Source organism: Virgibacillus sp. FSP13, assembly GCF_054048505.1.
In genome coordinates this window covers 178,071-195,497 of record NZ_JBSVKG010000001.1, presented here as the reverse complement: position 1 = coordinate 195,497, position 17,427 = coordinate 178,071, and the positions used below count along the sequence as shown (strand labels likewise).

At 38.5% G+C, this 17,427-nt stretch carries 12 protein-coding genes; 8 read left to right on the top strand and 4 right to left on the bottom strand.

The window, feature by feature from the left end; genetic code table 11:
- The first annotated feature begins 17 nt into the window (after positions 1–17).
- Positions 18–926, top strand: a complete 909-nt coding sequence (locus ACW2QC_RS00905) for an IS3 family transposase (RefSeq protein WP_457542092.1) — start codon at positions 18–20, stop codon at positions 924–926.
- Between the two features lie 858 nt (positions 927–1,784).
- Here ACW2QC_RS00905 and ACW2QC_RS00900 read toward each other — a convergent pair.
- Positions 1,785–3,320 (bottom strand): YifB family Mg chelatase-like AAA ATPase, encoded by a 1,536-nt coding sequence (locus ACW2QC_RS00900; protein WP_457542091.1) that lies wholly within the window; start codon positions 3,318–3,320, stop codon positions 1,785–1,787.
- 192 nt (positions 3,321–3,512) lie between these two features.
- Positions 3,513–4,289, bottom strand: coding sequence for an REP-associated tyrosine transposase (locus tag ACW2QC_RS00895; RefSeq protein WP_457542090.1), 777 nt, complete (start codon positions 4,287–4,289; stop codon positions 3,513–3,515).
- 646 nt (positions 4,290–4,935) lie between these two features.
- On the opposite strand from ACW2QC_RS00895, the gene ACW2QC_RS00890 reads away from it, so the two are divergent.
- Both ACW2QC_RS00890 and ACW2QC_RS00885 read left to right on the top strand, forming a co-directional pair.
- Complete coding sequence (locus ACW2QC_RS00890) at positions 4,936–6,774, top strand: CocE/NonD family hydrolase (protein ID WP_457542089.1); 1,839 nt, start codon at positions 4,936–4,938, stop codon at positions 6,772–6,774.
- 668 nt (positions 6,775–7,442) lie between these two features.
- Positions 7,443–8,075: a hypothetical protein gene (locus tag ACW2QC_RS00885; RefSeq protein WP_457542088.1), complete on the top strand. Its 633-nt coding sequence runs from the start codon at positions 7,443–7,445 to the stop codon at positions 8,073–8,075.
- A 289-nt stretch (positions 8,076–8,364) separates the two neighbouring features.
- On the opposite strand, the gene ACW2QC_RS00880 is transcribed toward ACW2QC_RS00885, so the two are convergent.
- Both ACW2QC_RS00880 and ACW2QC_RS00875 read right to left on the bottom strand, forming a co-directional pair.
- The gene (locus ACW2QC_RS00880; RefSeq protein ID WP_457542087.1) at positions 8,365–8,523 is read right to left on the bottom strand and encodes a hypothetical protein; all 159 of its coding nucleotides are present in this window, start codon (positions 8,521–8,523) and stop codon (positions 8,365–8,367) included.
- Between the two features lie 984 nt (positions 8,524–9,507).
- Entirely contained in the window at positions 9,508–12,471 is a 2,964-nt protein-coding gene (locus tag ACW2QC_RS00875) for an S-layer homology domain-containing protein (RefSeq protein WP_457542086.1), read from the bottom strand.
- Positions 12,472–12,948: 477 nt separating this feature from the next.
- Between ACW2QC_RS00875 and ACW2QC_RS00870 the strand changes: the two genes are divergently transcribed.
- The 5 genes from ACW2QC_RS00870 to ACW2QC_RS00850 are packed head-to-tail and all read left to right on the top strand — an operon-like array spanning position 12,949 to position 17,427.
- Complete coding sequence (locus ACW2QC_RS00870) at positions 12,949–13,836, top strand: decaprenyl-phosphate phosphoribosyltransferase (protein WP_457542085.1); 888 nt, start codon at positions 12,949–12,951, stop codon at positions 13,834–13,836.
- Positions 13,837–13,861: 25 nt separating this feature from the next.
- Entirely contained in the window at positions 13,862–15,220 is a 1,359-nt protein-coding gene (locus ACW2QC_RS00865; protein ID WP_457542084.1) for an FAD-binding protein, read from the top strand.
- A 29-nt stretch (positions 15,221–15,249) separates the two neighbouring features.
- Complete coding sequence (locus ACW2QC_RS00860) at positions 15,250–15,990, top strand: SDR family oxidoreductase (RefSeq protein ID WP_457542083.1); 741 nt, start codon at positions 15,250–15,252, stop codon at positions 15,988–15,990.
- Positions 15,990–16,955 carry a lysylphosphatidylglycerol synthase transmembrane domain-containing protein gene (locus ACW2QC_RS00855; protein WP_457542082.1) on the top strand — a complete coding sequence of 322 codons (966 nt, stop codon included), beginning with the start codon at positions 15,990–15,992 and terminating at the stop codon, positions 16,953–16,955. Before ACW2QC_RS00860 ends, ACW2QC_RS00855 begins: the two co-directional genes overlap by 1 nt.
- Positions 16,956–17,001: 46 nt before the next feature.
- Positions 17,002–17,427: a divergent PAP2 family protein gene (locus tag ACW2QC_RS00850; RefSeq protein ID WP_457542081.1), complete on the top strand. Its 426-nt coding sequence runs from the start codon at positions 17,002–17,004 to the stop codon at positions 17,425–17,427.

Sequence of the window (17,427 nt, the reverse complement as noted above, 5' to 3'; positions counted from 1 at the left end):
AAAGAGACCATAACCTCTTGAATATCAAGTGGCTCTGTGACATTGCTCAGGTTTCCCGTTCAGGCTATTATGTATGGCTAGGGCAGGAAGAGAAGCGTAAGGAACGAGAGAAACAAGATCGTACTGATTTTGAATTGATTCTAGCAGTCTATCAATATCGTGGATATGCCAAGGGATCCAGAAGCATCTATATGCGTTTGCTTCAAACAGGAATCGTGATGAACCGCAAAAAGATTCAGCGACTGATGAATAAATACAACCTCGTATGTCCAATTAGAAAACCGAATCCTTACAAACGAATGGCTAAAGCCAGACAAGAACATGCAACGAAACCTAATCATTTAAAACGCCAATTTAAAGCCCATGGTCCTAAAACAGTCCTACTTACGGATATTACCTATCTCTACTTTGGGCGGGGTCAGAAAGCCTATTTAGCTACAATCAAAGATGCGTTTACCAATCAAATTCTTTCTTATGCACTGAGTGAATCGTTGGAAGTGGATTTTGTATTGGAAACAATCGAACAATTAGTTAAGAATCATGCAATCCCTAAAAAACAGAAAACCCTGATCCATTCCGACCAGGGCGTACATTATACCAGTATGCAATTTCAATCATTACTGAATAATAAAGAATTACGGCAATCCATGTCACGTCGCGGGAATTGTTGGGACAATGCACCGCAAGAATCTTTCTTTGGCCACATGAAAGACGAGCTAGGGAATCTGAGCGGCGTACTTACTTTTGCAGCTCTATCTATTAAAATCGATGACTATATGGATTACTACAACAACGATCGTTATCAGTGGAATCTCGCGAAGTTATCCCCCAATCAATATGCGGAATTCCTTAAAACGGGAGTGTATCCTTTGGCCCCTCTTGTGAAGACGCCAGATATTTCTGTTGTTGTTCCTCTACAAGAATAATTTCTTGTTGGAACCGTGTTGCATATTTTTCATGTAGTTTGTCCCATTTCCCTGGTCGAAATACGTCGCCCTCGTAGAAATCAGGATCGAATAGGGCCTGTACATATAGATCATACTCTAATTCAACGGATGGATGCTTTAATATCCATTTTAATTGATCGATAAGGTATGATTCGGATAGCATTTGATCGGCAACTTTTCGATATGAGACAAAGTAATTCCATTGTTTTTTTTCCGTTAGAGATTCAAAATATCTTACCATCCAATTAGGGTAAACTCCAAATCTGTGCTCTTCCCGGAAAATGGAGAACTCTAGTGTCTTTAAACTTTTAAAATCATTCATCATTCTATTGGATGACAAAAGCACACACTCTAAGTTTTGAGCGTGTGCTTTGACATGTCACCACTCCTCCTATGGAAAAAGCATAAGAGGTAGAAACAAAAAAAGTTAGTGGTTTTTTTCAAAGTGTCCTTGACATGGGGTCCACTTTAAAGAAATCTCTGTAGGGCTTTTCTTTTTGCTAGTAATTGAATTAAATAGAATAACAAATATATATTATTTTTATGATAAAGATATCCTAAGCCCTAATTCCTTTCAAGGAGTTAGGGCTATTTTTATTTGAGGGAGGAATTAGTATGACTCACTACCAGGCTTCATAAGGGAACACGGGGCGGTTCCCTTGTTTCATCAAGAAAGTCTCGTGGAGCAGAAATGCTTTGCGAGGCTTTTCTTTTTTTCGTTCTATTCTCTTTAAGTTCCCTCCAAGTAAACTTATTTCATAGCATTCACGCTTCATGAAACAAGGAGGGAACGCAAGCATCGTCCCCGTTTAGGACAGATTCTTATCAAACGAAGCACTAGTTCCCCTTCGCTTTCAATTGCGTTTTTTGGTAATGCATTCGTCTTAAGGTAATTGCTTGCCAAATACTTTCATCTATTATGTTCCTCTCGCCCGCTAAATCAGATATAGTTCTTGCTAGACGCACTATTTTTATTTGTACACGGCTACTCCATTGTTGCTTGGAAGAAACTTGTGTAATCATTTTTTGCTGACTCTCTGTTAATGGACTTGCAGCACTTAATTGTTCAAAAGGAACTTTAGCATTACAGATTTCAGCCTGATAGCGAGTATATTGTTGTTCTCTTGCTTTTTCCACTCTCTGTCTGACCTCTAAAGATGTCTCTCTGTTCTTGGAAGGCTGATCCAAATTTACTGATTTTAATGAGAGTAGAATATCCATCCGGTCATAAACAGGGCCTGACACTCGATTCCGATAGGTTTGAATCTGTTTGGGTGTGCATGTACAATAGCGTGAATTAGAACCAAGATACCCGCAAGGACAAGGGTTCATCGCACCGATAAGAATAAAAGAAGCTGGATAAGTGACAGTAGACTGCACCCGACTAATCGTTACTTTTCCTGATTCAAGAGGCTGTCTTAACATATCTAACGTCTTTTTAGTGAATTCAGCCATCTCATCTAAAAACAAGACTCCATGATGTGCTAGGGATATTTCACCTGGTTTAGGATGCGTTCCACCACCGATAATAGAGACAGAAGAAGCGGAGTGATGTGGATACCTGTATGGAGGAATTTTCGGGGTCAGTAGTCTTTCTTGTGCAAGCTGATACAGGCTCATAACATCTAACTGTGCCTGATTAGTTAATGAAGGCAAAATTGATGGAAATGTTTCGGCAAGCAAGCTTTTGCCACAGCCAGGAGGACCGCTCATTAGCAGGTTATGACCACCAGCAGCTGCTATTTCCAATGCTTCTTTTGCTTGTTCATGACCAATAATATGCATGAAATCTTTCTGGAATTCATCATGAGTTTCTGTTACTTCAACATTTGGTTTTACCTCATGTAATGGCAGAGTAGCTTGTCCACTTAGCAATTGCAATACATCATTAATGTGGTGAACAATCATACACTCGATGCCTTCTAACATATCAATAGGAATCAGTGGATCATATGGAAGAAAAATACGCTTAAACCCTAACTCCTTAGCTGCAATCAAAGCTGGCAGCATCCCTTCCACTTTCACCACTGTTGTTCCATCAAGAGATAGCGCTCCAAAAAACGCCGTATCTAGCGGAATTTCCTCTTTCATATGTTTTCTTTCCTTCAATACACCAATTGCCATTGCCAAATCAAATAATGGGCCATTTTTCTTTTGCTCTGATGGGGATAAATTAACCACAATTTTTTGATCCGTGACATCACAGTCTAATGTTTTTATGGCAGATAACACGCGCTCTTTTGATTCCTTTACTGAAGCATCTGGAAGTCCAACAATCACCATAGACTCTGTTCCTTGTGAAATTTGAACTTCAACTTGAACAGTGTAACCTTCTAAACCTTTCAGACCAATACTTGAAACTTTTACTGTCAAATGAATGCCCTCCTTGTTCTTGTTTTTAATGAAATTTTAGGGGAAATATTATTTGTTTGGAGTAAGAATGGGAAATGGAAAGTTTGTGAAAAGAAATGTAATACACTTCATAAATCGGTGGATCAACCGTGGGATGAATTTTACTGTCTCTGATCTAAAACAAGGGAATTTGAAGATGAAATAAGGGGTAGTTCATGCTCGATGTATAAGACTAAGCGAAACTCCTAGAATTCTTGCAGCTTGACGTTGTGATAAGCCACCTATCTTTTTCACGCTTCGCAGCAGCTCGTTTCTTGGTAACCTCGGTAAACTTTTTACTTGTGCAATCTCAAATGGACCAAGCACCTGTCTAATCTTTTCTCTTGCTTCTTCATCTGTTAATCTCTTCCTATTCACTTGATCATCTAAGCATTGATCATTATTTTTCCTCTCATTAAATTCTTTAAATCTATTCATTGCAACGTTCAAATCATTAGAAAACATAACTAAAATGAAATCTCCATCAAGTAAATCTCCATAATCGTTTTCCCTACCATAGTAACCAAGACAACTACTCCACTTCCATTCATCCACTAGTTTGACAATTCCTGCTTTCACTGGATTCTGGTGAATATACCTGACAACAGTCAGTAAATACCTCTTTGTTTCAACATTTTCACTTTTAAAGCGATCTTGAAACAGATGACATGTCGTCCTGTACTTCCAATTATAGTATTGAGCAAAACTTACACCAATCCGCTTCATTGTTACAGAAAGCCCTTCACTTCCTTCCCTTAATAGCAAATGGACATGATTACTCATTAGGCACCATGCATAAATTTTTATTCCCGATTTCTTTTTGTATTTCATTATTGTATCTAGAAATCGCACGTTGTCTTCCTCATCATGAAATATTTCCTGCCTGTTCGCACCTCTAAGCATGACATGATAAATACCATTATTACTTTTCACTCTAGCTTTACGAGGCATGACATCACCACTCTTATAGAAGTTTTATTTAGTTATTACTGCACACTTGTTAGGAAAGCCGAAAAATGAAGAACCAATTATTAAGAAAAACTGTAGGAACATCTCAAACACAGGGGATCTGAACTTACTGTAAACAGGATGATTGCAATGAATAAAACAAAGCTTAAAGAGTAGATGCTGTATTTAGATTTTAGACATCACATGCAAAGAAGGAAAAAGGCATAAAAAGAATAAGACAAGAAGAAAACACTACCATTTAGCTTCTATAATTTATATTTCGACAAAATAATAGAAAATCCTTCTTTAAAGATAAAAAAATATAAAAGTTTTCAAAATGAAACAAGAGAACCGTCCCCGTGTTTCCGCCTGTTTCACGTGAAAAGAAGGAATTGACAGCGTTTGCATCAAAGGCTATAATAAATTCAACAAGTTAAAGTAATGGTGGAGTTATGGAGACCCATACTGTAATAGTACTTCTTTCTTGAAGTGCGTCTATTTCGGTGTGGGTTTTTGTCTTTTCACATAATTGTTTGTTTAATAAAAATTAAGTGAAGGAGGGGTTGCGCACGTCCGAAGTTTTAGCAGGTGGCGGATCCCGGTGAGGACCATATAGACTAAGTTACAAATAAGGAGGAAAAGGGAAAACATGGAAAAGGGGAAAAGGAAATCTAAGCTATATTTAATAATATCATTAATATTAGTTGTTGTTAGTATGATTGGTGCATCTTTGGTTCAGACTTCTGGTGGTGAAGTAGAGGTCAAAGAAATGCAATGGGAGACTCCATCTGGCCATATGATGAGTGCGTTTTTATTTGTACCTGATGGTGTGTCCGAAGATAACCCTGCGCCGGGCATAGTTACTAGTCATGGCTGGTATAATAACAAGGAAATGCAGGATATGAATTTCGTTGAATATTCCAGAAGAGGCTATGTTGTTATGTCAATAGACATGTATGGACATGGGGAGTCCGAAGCTGTTAGGCCCGATGAGTGGCAAGAACGAGGAACAGGTATGTATGATGCTGTTGAATTAATGGCTGATCTCCCATATGTAGACACTTCAAGGATTGGAATAACAGGTCATTCTAATGGTGCTCGAGCTGCCAACTGGTCTATTGATGTGGACAATGAAAAAGAGAATCCATTGATAGATTCGGTACTATTGGTAGCAAATGATGCGGACTATATAAACCCGGATACTGGAGAATACTATAATAAATACGGAAACAGAGACGTCGGAATTGTAGCAGCCCAATATGATGAATTCTTTTTCCGAACTAAAAATCCGGACGGTACAATGACTGCACCAAGAGATTTTATGAGCACGGATAATGCACAATCGTTTCTCCATTTTGGTGAATCACCTGACAATATTGAATCAACTCGCTCTAGTTATGAGATGTATGAAGAAAAAATAAATGGAGAATCAGCTATACGCGTGATTTACAATCCGGCTCAAACACATCCGTGGAATCACTTTTCCGGTCATGTAGCAACCCAGAGTATAAACTTTTTTGACGAAACACTAGGAAATCCAGAGCCTATACCAGCAGATAATCAAGTATGGCAATTCAAAGAGTTCTTTAACTTATTAGGCCTTATCGGTTTTGGGATGTTTCTTGTAAGTTTTACAAAGGTATTGCTATTTACCCGGCCATTTGCAGGGCTCCGTGCACCACAAGACCCGTCACCAGCTGAATTCGCAACGAATAAGCAAAAAGGGTGGTTTTGGGGAGGACTTGTGGCAAGTGCTATCTTTTCAGGAGTTTCCTACATCGCCTTATTTAACTGGGTGATGGTGAATCGTCCGGATTTCTTTCCACAGGCATATACATTTTATGTTGGAACATGGGCTGCATTAAATGGGTTATTTGCTATACTGTTAGTGTTCCTATCCCGTAAATTTACGGATAGTGAGCATAAATCAACGTTGAAAGATATAGGTGTATCCATTAGCCTCAAAGCACTTGGAAAAACGGTGCTTTTGGCTGTCATTGTAAGTGCAGCTGCCTTTGGTTTGGTTTTTATCAGCGACTATTTGTTTAATACAGACTTTCGAATCTGGTTTATAGCGGTTACGGACTTTACGCCCGATAAACTTATTATCGCGTTAAAATACCTTCCATTTTTCTTAATATACTTTGTAGCCAATTCCGTAGTGATAAACAGTTTTAATTATTACAGGAATGGAAAAAAAGAATGGATTAATACGGCTTTACTAGCTCTTTTTAACACACTTGGGCCAATAGTAGTACTCGCCATTCAATATATCACATTCTTTATTACGGGACATGTATTTTTTGAAACTGTATCGGCTATCGTAGGCATTTGGCTAATTAGTTTCCTAGTCATCTTACCTGTGGCTGCGATAATTTCAAGGAAAATTTTCAGAGCAAGCTTGAACCCTTATTTAGGAGGGATAATTTTCGCCATAGTTGTTACATTGATTTCTGTGACTAATACTCTAACACAACTTCCAAACTAATTGGTAAGAGTGAATATTTGTAATGGCCTGCCATACTGAGTGGTAGGCTATTTTTCTGTATAACCATTTTGTTGCAAAACGCTTGGCTTGGGGGGATATGCAATGATTAATAAATCTATTTTTGATTCGTTGTACAATAAAAAAATGGTGGGTCATTTTAGAGAATATTGGTCCCATACCTATAACGCAATCGGGTGCTTTAATCTAATAAGATTAAGCGCCCATTCACATTATTAAGCTAAATTTACATTAAAAAAAGTTGATTAATGGTTGCAATTTAAAATAATTGTCGTACTCCGCTTTAAAATCCTTGCCAAAAGTATTAGGAGAGGAAATATTGGTCCAGCTTGAACCATAAATTTCTTTTAGCTCCATGACTTGGTTTAAAGGCATTGCTGCAACAAGCCTTTTAGCAACTTTTAATTCTTAAGAATTCATCCATTTCACCTCCAACCCTCTCCCCCCATTCTACTAAATAAAAAAGAAAGAACCAACCCGAAGGCCAGTCCTTTCCTGTTATTTACTCAACACCTAAAAGTAACAGTTATTTTGCCAATAATGAAGCATGAGAACCGTCCCCGTGTTGATCCCCCTGTGTTTCTTTTGTTATATATAGTATATTTAGAATATTCATGGTAAAATAAAAATAATTTAAGGGGGGATGAAATATGTTTAGAAATTTGTTAGACGATTTATATCAATATATCGGTTCAAATTTACATACGCTTACAGGAATGGAGTTGTACGAATTAAAAAATGGATTCTATGAAAAAAGTGTTGAGTTCATGGGACATTCAAAAAATCTTACTGGAATTACAGAATTGCTGGTAACTATGTATCTTACTCGTTATAAAATTGAAAGAGACCTACCTTTTAATATAGAAAACAATGCAAGAAGAAGAGGGGAAAATGGTCGGGAGAATGAAGTGGATATCGCGTTTGTTGATTCTGATAACTGGGTTCCTGGTTTAAACCAACCTAAGATAGTTACTGGATTTTCAATTAAAAATGAAATTGGCGGAACAACATGGCAAAAACACGAAAAGGAATCGGAATATTGTCAGTCACTTAAACAAAAATACGGAAGTAACAACCTTGCACAAGACTTATTTCGTTTAGAAAATATTAAAAGAGGAAGTAATGCATCGTTTATATCTTGTACTATTATCTTTGAAAAGGTCATGCCGAAGTACCAGGATTATCTTCAAGCAATTAAAAAAGATTATCCGAACCATGGGTACATTATCTTATTCGATAATGATATACCAATTTGGCAACAACTTTCTGAACTAAAAGCTTAAACTAAGGAATTAGAATGCTCTAGAAAAACACGGGGACGGTTCTCGCATTCCCCCCTTGTTTCATGAAGCGGGAATGCTATGAAATAAGTTTACTTGGAGGGAACTTGAAGAGAATAAAACGAAAAAAGAAAAGCCTCGCAAAGCATTTCTGCTCAACGAGACTTTCTTGATGAAACAAGAGAACCGTCCCCGTGTTTCGCAAAAGAGAGAACCAACCCAAAAAGGAAAGTTCTCTCTAATTTTCATTTACAAAATAGTGTGGGATGAGGAACATGCCCCACTTCCCTTATTAACTATTTGTATTTGCAGTAAGACCATAAGCAGCATTTAAAGCATCAACAAGCGACTTATATTCATTTGGAATTGTAGTGTTATTATCCAATAGTGATTGAAGATGTCGTTTTAATGTTGCTTCATCCTTAGCATAACTATTAATCGCGCTAGCCATTCCGTTAGCTGTTAAAGCAGTTTTAGCATCTTTAATCTCATCTGCTACCTTTTGAATTTGATCAGAATTTGCTCCTGTATCCTCAAATGTTAAAGATGGAACCTGAACATTATTACCTAAATTTAGGTCTGTGATGGCTTCTGTAACATTACCCTTTGCTACTTCTTCTTCGCTATTCCCGTCTTATACCACTCTCTCAGCAGCTTTCGATTCGGGCCTACACCGTACAAGCGGCTTTCACCGCATACGGCGTGCCATCAATAACAATTTGATTCTTTTTACCTATATGTATGGTGTAAATAAGACCAATCGTTTCTAGCGATTGGCTTATTTACTTCCAACGATCTTACTTTTGGGGAAATAAGTCGTATAAGAATCTGCTACTGACTGGGTTCCTTCGCTCCTACTAGGTTTATCCTTCTCGTATGTTACCATACAAGTCCAAGCGGCTAGCTATCAACACTACTATGAACCCGCTGCCATCTTACTAGCTTCACTGGTGCTAACCCACCTCTTCTAATAAGACTTCAAACGTTCCATTGTCTCCATCCCTCTTTTTGATAACCTTAGATCTCCACTATTCAGGTATGAGAAAGACCAGTTTAATAGTTAATTGGTTGATCCCCATTCCACTATTTCAAATGAAAGAGTGAATACTAAACCCCTAGCAATTCTTAGCATTCACTACCTCACCCTGCCTAAGCATGGATTCGTCTCCTAACCATAGTCACCTTTTATGGAACCCCGCCTCAATTTCATGAGTACGACTTTACCTGACTTCATCCCTTCGGTTGGTAAGAACCTCACTGGATGCAGGAGGATTAGGCACTTGCTTATAACTATTTAGCAAGTGTGGGAATTTCACCCACAAAATGGTAAAACAATAGTTTGAAGAAACACCTCATGTTCGACCTCACAGTCAAACATGAGGGTGTTTCTCCAACTTCTTTCACTAGTAAACTAGCTTATAAAGTAACATTTCGTTTAGTTTTCTTCAAGGGTTTTATCAACTTTTGTCGTTGATGCTTTAACAAAAGAATCTACTTTAGCCTCGTTTTTCAGATCAGAAACATCAGTAATATTCATATTACCTTTTGAATCTTCAACAAGTGTTATTGTAGCTTCTTGTGATACAGATACTTCAGAGCCGAGCTTCAGAACAAGCTCATTATCTTCAGGAGTCACATCATCTGCTACAGAAGCAGTTTGTGTAGATCCATTTACAACAACTGTAAAGTTATCATCAGCATCTAACTGATCATCTTTAACTTCAACACCTTCCGTAAATGTCAGCTTGATATATTCACTTGACTCTGCATCGTCGGACTCAACAAGGTAAACCGCTTTTTCAAGTTCAGGTTTCACATTGTCGTAAAGAGTAACGTTCTGGTCGTAATCACCTTTAGTTTGAAGGTTCTTAACAACATGCTTGTTATCTTTTGTAGTAACGTCACTTGAGATAGCAAGTTTGTAGCTGTTGTCATCGTATTTAACAGTACCTTCTGGAATTGTAATATGAACAGTCTCTTTATCACCGACAAATTCAACTTTTGTTCCTTCTGGCAATTCTTCATCATCAAGTTTGTAGTTGGATACTTCACGTGCAGAGTCTGTCATTTCAGTTTCATAATTTACTTTAATGACATTTTTTTCCACGTAATCAATTGTTGCATCTGTTAGATCACCAAACGCAACATATTTAAATCCTTCTGCCGGTTCAGCAGTTACTGTGATAGCATCATTTTTCTTGCTTGGTACGTCGTAAGCTGAAACTGAGCTACTATTACCTTCATAACGTAATGCGCCATCTTTGAATTCAACTGTGTACGGTGCATCTTCGTTGAAGTCACCTGAAATTGTAACTACGTCATCTACTTTGTTTTGTGAAGAATCCGCAAGGGTGATATTCTCATCATCAACAGACTTAACTACACCATCTTTATCTTTAATAACAAGGTCATTTGCCTCTGGTTTTTCATCAATGGTTCCATTAAACGTAACATTAATATTACCATTTTCAGCTATTGTTGTTGTCTTAACTGATGGTTTAGTGTCGTCTTTGCTTACCGTTACATCTTCCGTAACAGGAGTTCCTACTAGGTCACTTCCCTCAGCCTTATAGTTTTCCAGTGTAACTTTTAAATCAACAGATGTTTCATTGTTTTTATACAATGGGTTGGCGTCATCGTCAGCTGAGTCTGTAATAACTACGTATACACCAGGTGTTCCGTCTGGTAAGCTACCTTCTTCATATACTAGGCTAGATGAGGAAGATAAATCTCCTTCAATAAATTGATGGACGCCTTTTTCAACCTTCAGCCCGCCATCTCCCACTTCTACCGGACGGTTAGTTTTGATGAAGAACTTATTACCGTTCAACACTTGAATTCCTGCTACTTCAGGAACTGTAGCGTCTTTAGTAATTTCGTATGATCCTTTTAGAACACTGCTTACAACTGGGTTTTCTGCCGCAGTATCCTGGATGTCAAAAATAACAACTTTATGTTTACCTTCTTTAACAGCTAGTTCTTGAGCTTTTTCATTATTGATATCAACGTCGTAGAAGTAGTTGCCCGCTTCTCCTGCGAAAACAGATTCAGTTAGGTCATTACTATCGATTTCTACATCATCTACTTTAATAAGTGTTTTAGTACCTTCTTCACCTTGGTCGTTGTCAATTTTTTGTACAGGACGGTCAAACTGTAAACGTAGTTTAACACTGTCTTCGCCTTGAACAACGCTAGTGTTTTCTAATGATGGTGCTGGACCATCCGCATAAACATACTCTTCAGATGCAAACTTCTCTACAGGTTTGCCATCTTTAGAGATGATAGAGTCATTAGTCTGTACAACATAACGGTCGCCTGTTTTAGCGGAATCTTTCAAACGTAGCAATGCTGTATTACCATTAACTTTGATATCAGCGATTTTGTCGCTTGTTAATTTAGTACCGTTTTTAGAGATTTCATAATTAGCTTGATTAGCCGCCGTCTCTGTAACATCATCTGAGAACGTTACTAGAATCTCTTCAGCATTAATCGCACTTACCGATTCAACTGTCACTTCTGTTGCTCTAACAATAACGTTAGCAGATACAGTTTCATCAGTACCTTCAACTGAACCAGTAACTGCATATGTTCCTACTTCAGAAGTATCTACTTTAGAAGTATCCCAATCTACAGCAACATCAGCAGTTGAACCATCGTCATAAGTAGCTTCAACTGTTTCAGGAAGTTCTACATCTTCAACAGCTGTTCCTTGGTCAACTGTAACATCGGATACAGATCCCAAGCTTTCAATTGATGGTGCAATAACATCCATCGCTTTAACCATCATTGTAGAGAAAGCAGCACGAGTAATTTTTTCAAATGGGCGGAAATCTTCAGTTTCTACTGTGATTCCCAAGTTAGCAAGAACTTGAATATTATCAGCATGGTCTGGAGTCACATTATCAAGATTAATGTCAACTTTTTCAGCTTCATATTCATCAAGGTTTAAACCTTCAACAAGTACTGTAGCCATTTGCTCACGAGTAATGTCTGTGTATGGTTGGAAGTTTCCTTGTAGGTTTCCTTTGAAAATACCAGCATTTGTTACAGCTGCAATTTGTTCTGCATACTGATGAGTTGCGCTAATGTCCTTGTAGTCATTTAAAGCTTCTCCTAAGTCGCTAGGTACATTAAGATCCATAGCCTTTGTCAACATAGCTGCAACCTGTGCACGGCTAACATTTTGCCAAGGACCGAAAGTTCCGTCCTCAAATCCTTTAATGACACCTTGATCAGCCAACTCCATAATTGCATCATAATGGTCTGGAACAGATTCCTGAGTCACATCAGGGAAGTTTGTCGATTCAGCTGCAGATGCGACAGGAGCTACACCTGCAACTGCAGCAGCTGCTGCCATTGTCGAAACAGCGTACTTGCGATAAGTTTTTTTGTTTTGCATAAAACTTTATCCTCCTTAAGGTTGTCTATATTTTCATCTTTTTTTCCTACGTCCCAATATGTATAGAAATGATTACATGAGGCCTGGAAATCAAGATGAGAACCTACTAAACACATAGTTTCTTTATCTAGTATAGTTACTGGTGTGATGATTGTCAACAGCAATAAATAGAATAATAGATAGATAAAAACTACAACTTACTAGATAAGTATATTATACTAAATCGTTTGTTGATTCACAAGTATAATAAGACTAGAATAAATAAAATAAATTACTCCGATAATCACCTAAATTAAATTCTACGATACATCTTTGTCATTCCGCAAAAAAAGACTCTTTCTGGTACCAAAGACTCCATCATTATTTATCACACAATTTCCATTATATGTGGCAAATTTTAATCTAGACCATGAAAATGAATTGCGTTAGTGAAATGTTGATTTGATGTGCTATAATAAATGAGGAATTTTTATGTAGGTGAGGAGATATCTCTTGGGAAGCAATTCAATCATTCATTTACTGTGGAAGCAGGTACGATCAAGGCAATGGGCGAAGAATTTCCTTGTGTTTGCTGCTTTATTATTTTCATTTCAATTGTCAAATTTTGACGCTGTATTGCTATCCATTTTCGGATTCATTACATTCAGTTTTACTGCAAGTAGTATTTATATCCTAAATGATTATAAAGATAGGGAAGCTGACCGTAACCACCCAACGAAGAAGTATCGGCCAATGGCATCGGGGTTATTAAATCCTGCCTTAGCAATTACCACGGGTGTTGTGTTACTTGGTTTATCACTAGTTCTTTCCTATTTAATAAATAAAATATTTTTTCTTATCTTGTTGATTTATTTCGTTACAAACGTATTGTACAGTTATTACCTGAAACATATCGTGATTGTGGACATGATGGTCATTGCTTTTGGTTTTGTACTGCGGGCGGTTGGCGGGGCAGTTATTATTAATGTGCCGTTTACGCCTTGGTTCCTGTTATGTGCGATGCTATTATCCTTATTTCTTGCGATTGGCAAACGTCGGCATGAGCTGACATTAGCATTGGAAAGCGACAGCTCGCACCGAAAAGTGTTGGATGACTATTCATTGCCGTTTTTAGATCAACTAACGAGTATCGTAACATCGGCAACTATTGTTAGTTATGCGGTATTTACCTTTACTGCTGGTGACTCCATCCATCTGATGTGGACCATTCCGTTCGTTATTTATGGCATGTTTCGTTATTTATATTTGATTCATATTAAAAAACAAGGTGGCGCGCCTGAGAAAGTTTTATTTGAGGATCGGCACATCTTGATTACAGTCATCTTGTATGTCGTTAGTATTGTCATCATTCTTACCGCCTTTTGATTAATTTAGATTGGACGTGATGTTCTTGGTAAAGCCAATGAAAAAAGTGATCTCTGGTTGGGGGAACTTCCCAAGGGAATCATGCTTTGTGTATCAACCGGAAACCAGTCGGGATATTCAAGCCATTTTAAAGGAAGATAACGCACACAGCCAGATCGCATACGGACTTGGACGAAGTTATGGGGATACAGCTCTGAATAAAGATGCGGCTGTCATCCGCTTTGATAAATTGAACCATATGCTAGCATTTAATGAAGAAACACGAACATTAACTTGTGAGGCTGGCGTTTCTTTAGCAGACATTATCGATGTGTTTTTACCACGGGGCTATTTCTTGCCTGTCACCCCGGGAACCAAATTTGTTACGGTTGGTGGCGCAATTGCCAATGACGTCCATGGGAAAAACCATCATGTGGACGGCTGCTTTTCCGAATTTGTTGTTTGTTTTGACTTGCTACTTGCTTCAGGTGAGGTCATAACGTGCAGCCGGGATCAGCATTCAGAAGTATTTTGGGCTACAGTTGGTGGCATCGGGCTAACGGGTATCATTTTGCAAGCCACTATCCAACTAATTCCCGTTGAAAGTTCCTATATAAAAGCAACGTATGAAAAAGCAAAAAATTTGGATGAGGCGTTTGATAAGTTCTCGGAAAATGATGCAAACTTTAAGTACTCGGTGGCGTGGATTGATTGCCTGAGTTCAGGAGATTCCCTCGGTAGATCCGTGTTAATGCGGGGAGAGCACGCGAATAAACTTGATTTACCTGCTAAAATCCATGACCCTTTTCCCAACTCACGGAAGTTACACTTAAAAATGCCAATCAATGCTCCATCTTTTGCGTTGAATTACTGGAGTATTTCTGCATTTAATAACTTGTATTATGCTTCTTATAAAGACGAAACGAAAATTGTTGATCAGACTTCCTTTTTCCATCCGTTAGATGCGATTACGGACTGGAATAAACTTTATGGAAAAAACGGGTTCGTCCAATACCAGGCTGTTTTTCCAAAGGCGAATCAGCCAAAAGAAGGAATCCGCAAATTGCTGGAACGATTAAGCAGTGAAAAACGTTCATCGTTCTTAGCCGTACTAAAAAGTTCTGGACAAGCCAATAATGGATTGCTTTCTTTCCCAATGGAGGGATATACGCTAGCGCTTGATATCCCGATTAAGAACAACAGTTTGTTTTCATTTTTAAAGGAATTGGATGACATTGTTCTGGCTCACGGTGGACGTGTTTACTTAGCCAAAGACTCTACAATCAACCCGGAGACGTTCAGAAGCATGTATCCAAATTGGAAGAAATTCATGGAGGTAAAACAACAACTAGATCCCGATGGCCGGTTTTCTTCTTCCATGTCTCGAAGGCTCGGGTTGACGTAAAATAAACGATACGATATGAGGTGTTTTTTATGAGTACGGTTTTAGTCTTAGGTGCTGGTTCAACCATTGCACAAAAAACGATTCATAAGCTCGCTGAACGAAAGATGAACTTGATCTTAACAGGCAGAAGAACAGATGAGCTAGTAACAATTAAGAGTGATTTAGAGATCCGGTATGGTGTCGATATTCAGGTAAAAGCATTCGATGCCCTTGATTTTGATCATCATGAAAGATTCTTTTCCGAAGTCGTGGATGAAAATCAAGGCATTGATGGCGTGCTCCTTATGTATGGGGCAATGGCCGATCAGAAAGAAGCGGAGCAATCTTTCTCCCTTTCCCGGAATATGATTGATGTCAATTATACATCAGCAGTATCCATCTTGAATATCGCTGCCAATTATTTTGAAAAGGAAAAGCGCGGGTTCATTTGCGCAGTTTCATCTGTAGCTGGTGATCGCGGACGCAAAAGCAATTATATTTACGGCTCTACCAAAGCTGGCTTAAGTGTCTATATGGAGGGACTACGCAATCGCCTACATCAATCAGGTGTACAAGTACTGACGATTAAGCCTGGTATGGTGGATACGAAAATGACCTATGGCGTTGTGAAGGATTCCCCACTACTAGCCGATCCGGAAAAAGTAGCAACTGATATCACGAAAGGGCTTGCGAAACGTCGGAATGTCGTCTATACACCATGGTTTTGGATTGTGATTATGTTCATCATTAAATTAATTCCTGAAAAAGTTTTCAAACGGACAGATATCTAATGGAAGCTTCAGATCGAAAAACACCAGAAACTATTATCCAAAAGCTATTTATTGGAATTATTCTTGGCGTTATTGTGATGGCTTGCTTTTTATTGCTTGCAGATCTAAAAAAAGTGATGAATGCGATTGTCGAAATGCCAGTACATTACTTGTTGCTGGCGTTTCTTTTTACGTGTGGTAGTTATTTATTACGCCTATGGAAGTGGCAGGCATTTTCCAAATGGTCGAACTTTTCCATTGGGTTGAAGGACAATGCCGCTATTTTCTTTATCGGATTAATGATGTCGATCACCCCCGTTAAGGCTGGGGAATTGATCAAATCCTATCTATTGCAAAAGAAGGCAAACGTTCCATATGCAGAATCTCTGCCCATTGTCATCTATGATCGCTTTACGGATTTACTGGCGATGATGGCGCTAGTGGGTATCGGGTTGTTAGTCTATCCTTTTGGCCTTACATCATTAGTTCTGTTAGCAGTGTTGCTCGTAATCTTTTTTATTTTGGTGCAACGACGCTCGTTTATCAATAAAGCTATTAATTGGGTGACGAAGCCCAAAAAATTGCATCGGTTTCGTGAATCGTTACACCAGTTTTACCGCCAAACACTGTTCTTCATGCGATTTCGTAAACTAAGCTTTGCCTTTTTGGTCAGTGTCATGGCTTGGCTACTGGAATGTGTTAGTTTATACATGATTATCAAGGCCGCTTCTGTAGATGTTTCGCTTGTTGCAAGTATCTTAACATTTAGCCTTGGAACAATTGCTGGGGCGCTATCCATGATACCTGGTGGGCTTGGTGCCGCTGAAGGAAGTATTACAGGATTGCTGATCCATTTTGGTGTCGCTGGAAGCTTGGCGGTAACGATTTCGTTAATTATTCGGTTTGTTACCCTGTGGTTTGGGGTTATTTTAGGGATTATCGTTTTTCTGGTGAAGAGGAAGTCTTTTTTTCCAAAACAGCGGTAAAGTCGCCGATTCATTTTTCAACATCTAAAGCAAGGAGTGTTGTCCATTGCCATATTTCTTAGCACCTTTTGTAGGATGGCTTGCATCAGGTTGTTTAAAATATTTGATAAATAAATTTAAATACGGCGAAAATGCCCGTCAATATGTAGGAAATGGTGGATTCCCGAGTACACATACATCAACTGTTTCATCTACCGTCTTTCTAATTGGCTTTGGCGAGGGATGGTTTACACCAGTTTTTGGGCTGGCAGTAGCATTTCTTTTCATCGTCATTATCGATGCGACCGGGTTACGCATGGCAGTTGGCAAACAAGCGACAGTGGTAAACCAAATGAACACCGAAACCGCTGATTACCAACCATTACGGGAAAGCATGGGACATACGCTTTTCGAAATACTCGGCGGTTTGGTTGTCGGCTTTATCACAAGTGGTGCACTGTTCATGCTATTTTCCTGGTGGGGGTGGCTATAG

Bases quoted from the DNA above. Each gene is read 5' to 3' on its own strand.
- ACW2QC_RS00855 (WP_457542082.1), top strand. From the start codon at position 15,990: ATGGAAGCTTCAGATCGAAAAACACCAGAAACTATTATCCAAAAGCTA.
- ACW2QC_RS00890 (WP_457542089.1), top strand. From the start codon at position 4,936: ATGGAAAAGGGGAAAAGGAAATCTAAGCTATATTTAATAATATCATTA.
- ACW2QC_RS00895 (WP_457542090.1), bottom strand. From the start codon at position 4,289: ATGCCTCGTAAAGCTAGAGTGAAAAGTAATAATGGTATTTATCATGTC.
- ACW2QC_RS00860 (WP_457542083.1), top strand. From the start codon at position 15,250: ATGAGTACGGTTTTAGTCTTAGGTGCTGGTTCAACCATTGCACAAAAA.
- ACW2QC_RS00880 (WP_457542087.1), bottom strand. From the start codon at position 8,523: ATGGCTAGCGCGATTAATAGTTATGCTAAGGATGAAGCAACATTAAAA.
- ACW2QC_RS00885 (WP_457542088.1), top strand. From the start codon at position 7,443: ATGTTTAGAAATTTGTTAGACGATTTATATCAATATATCGGTTCAAAT.
- ACW2QC_RS00875 (WP_457542086.1), bottom strand. From the start codon at position 12,471: ATGCAAAACAAAAAAACTTATCGCAAGTACGCTGTTTCGACAATGGCA.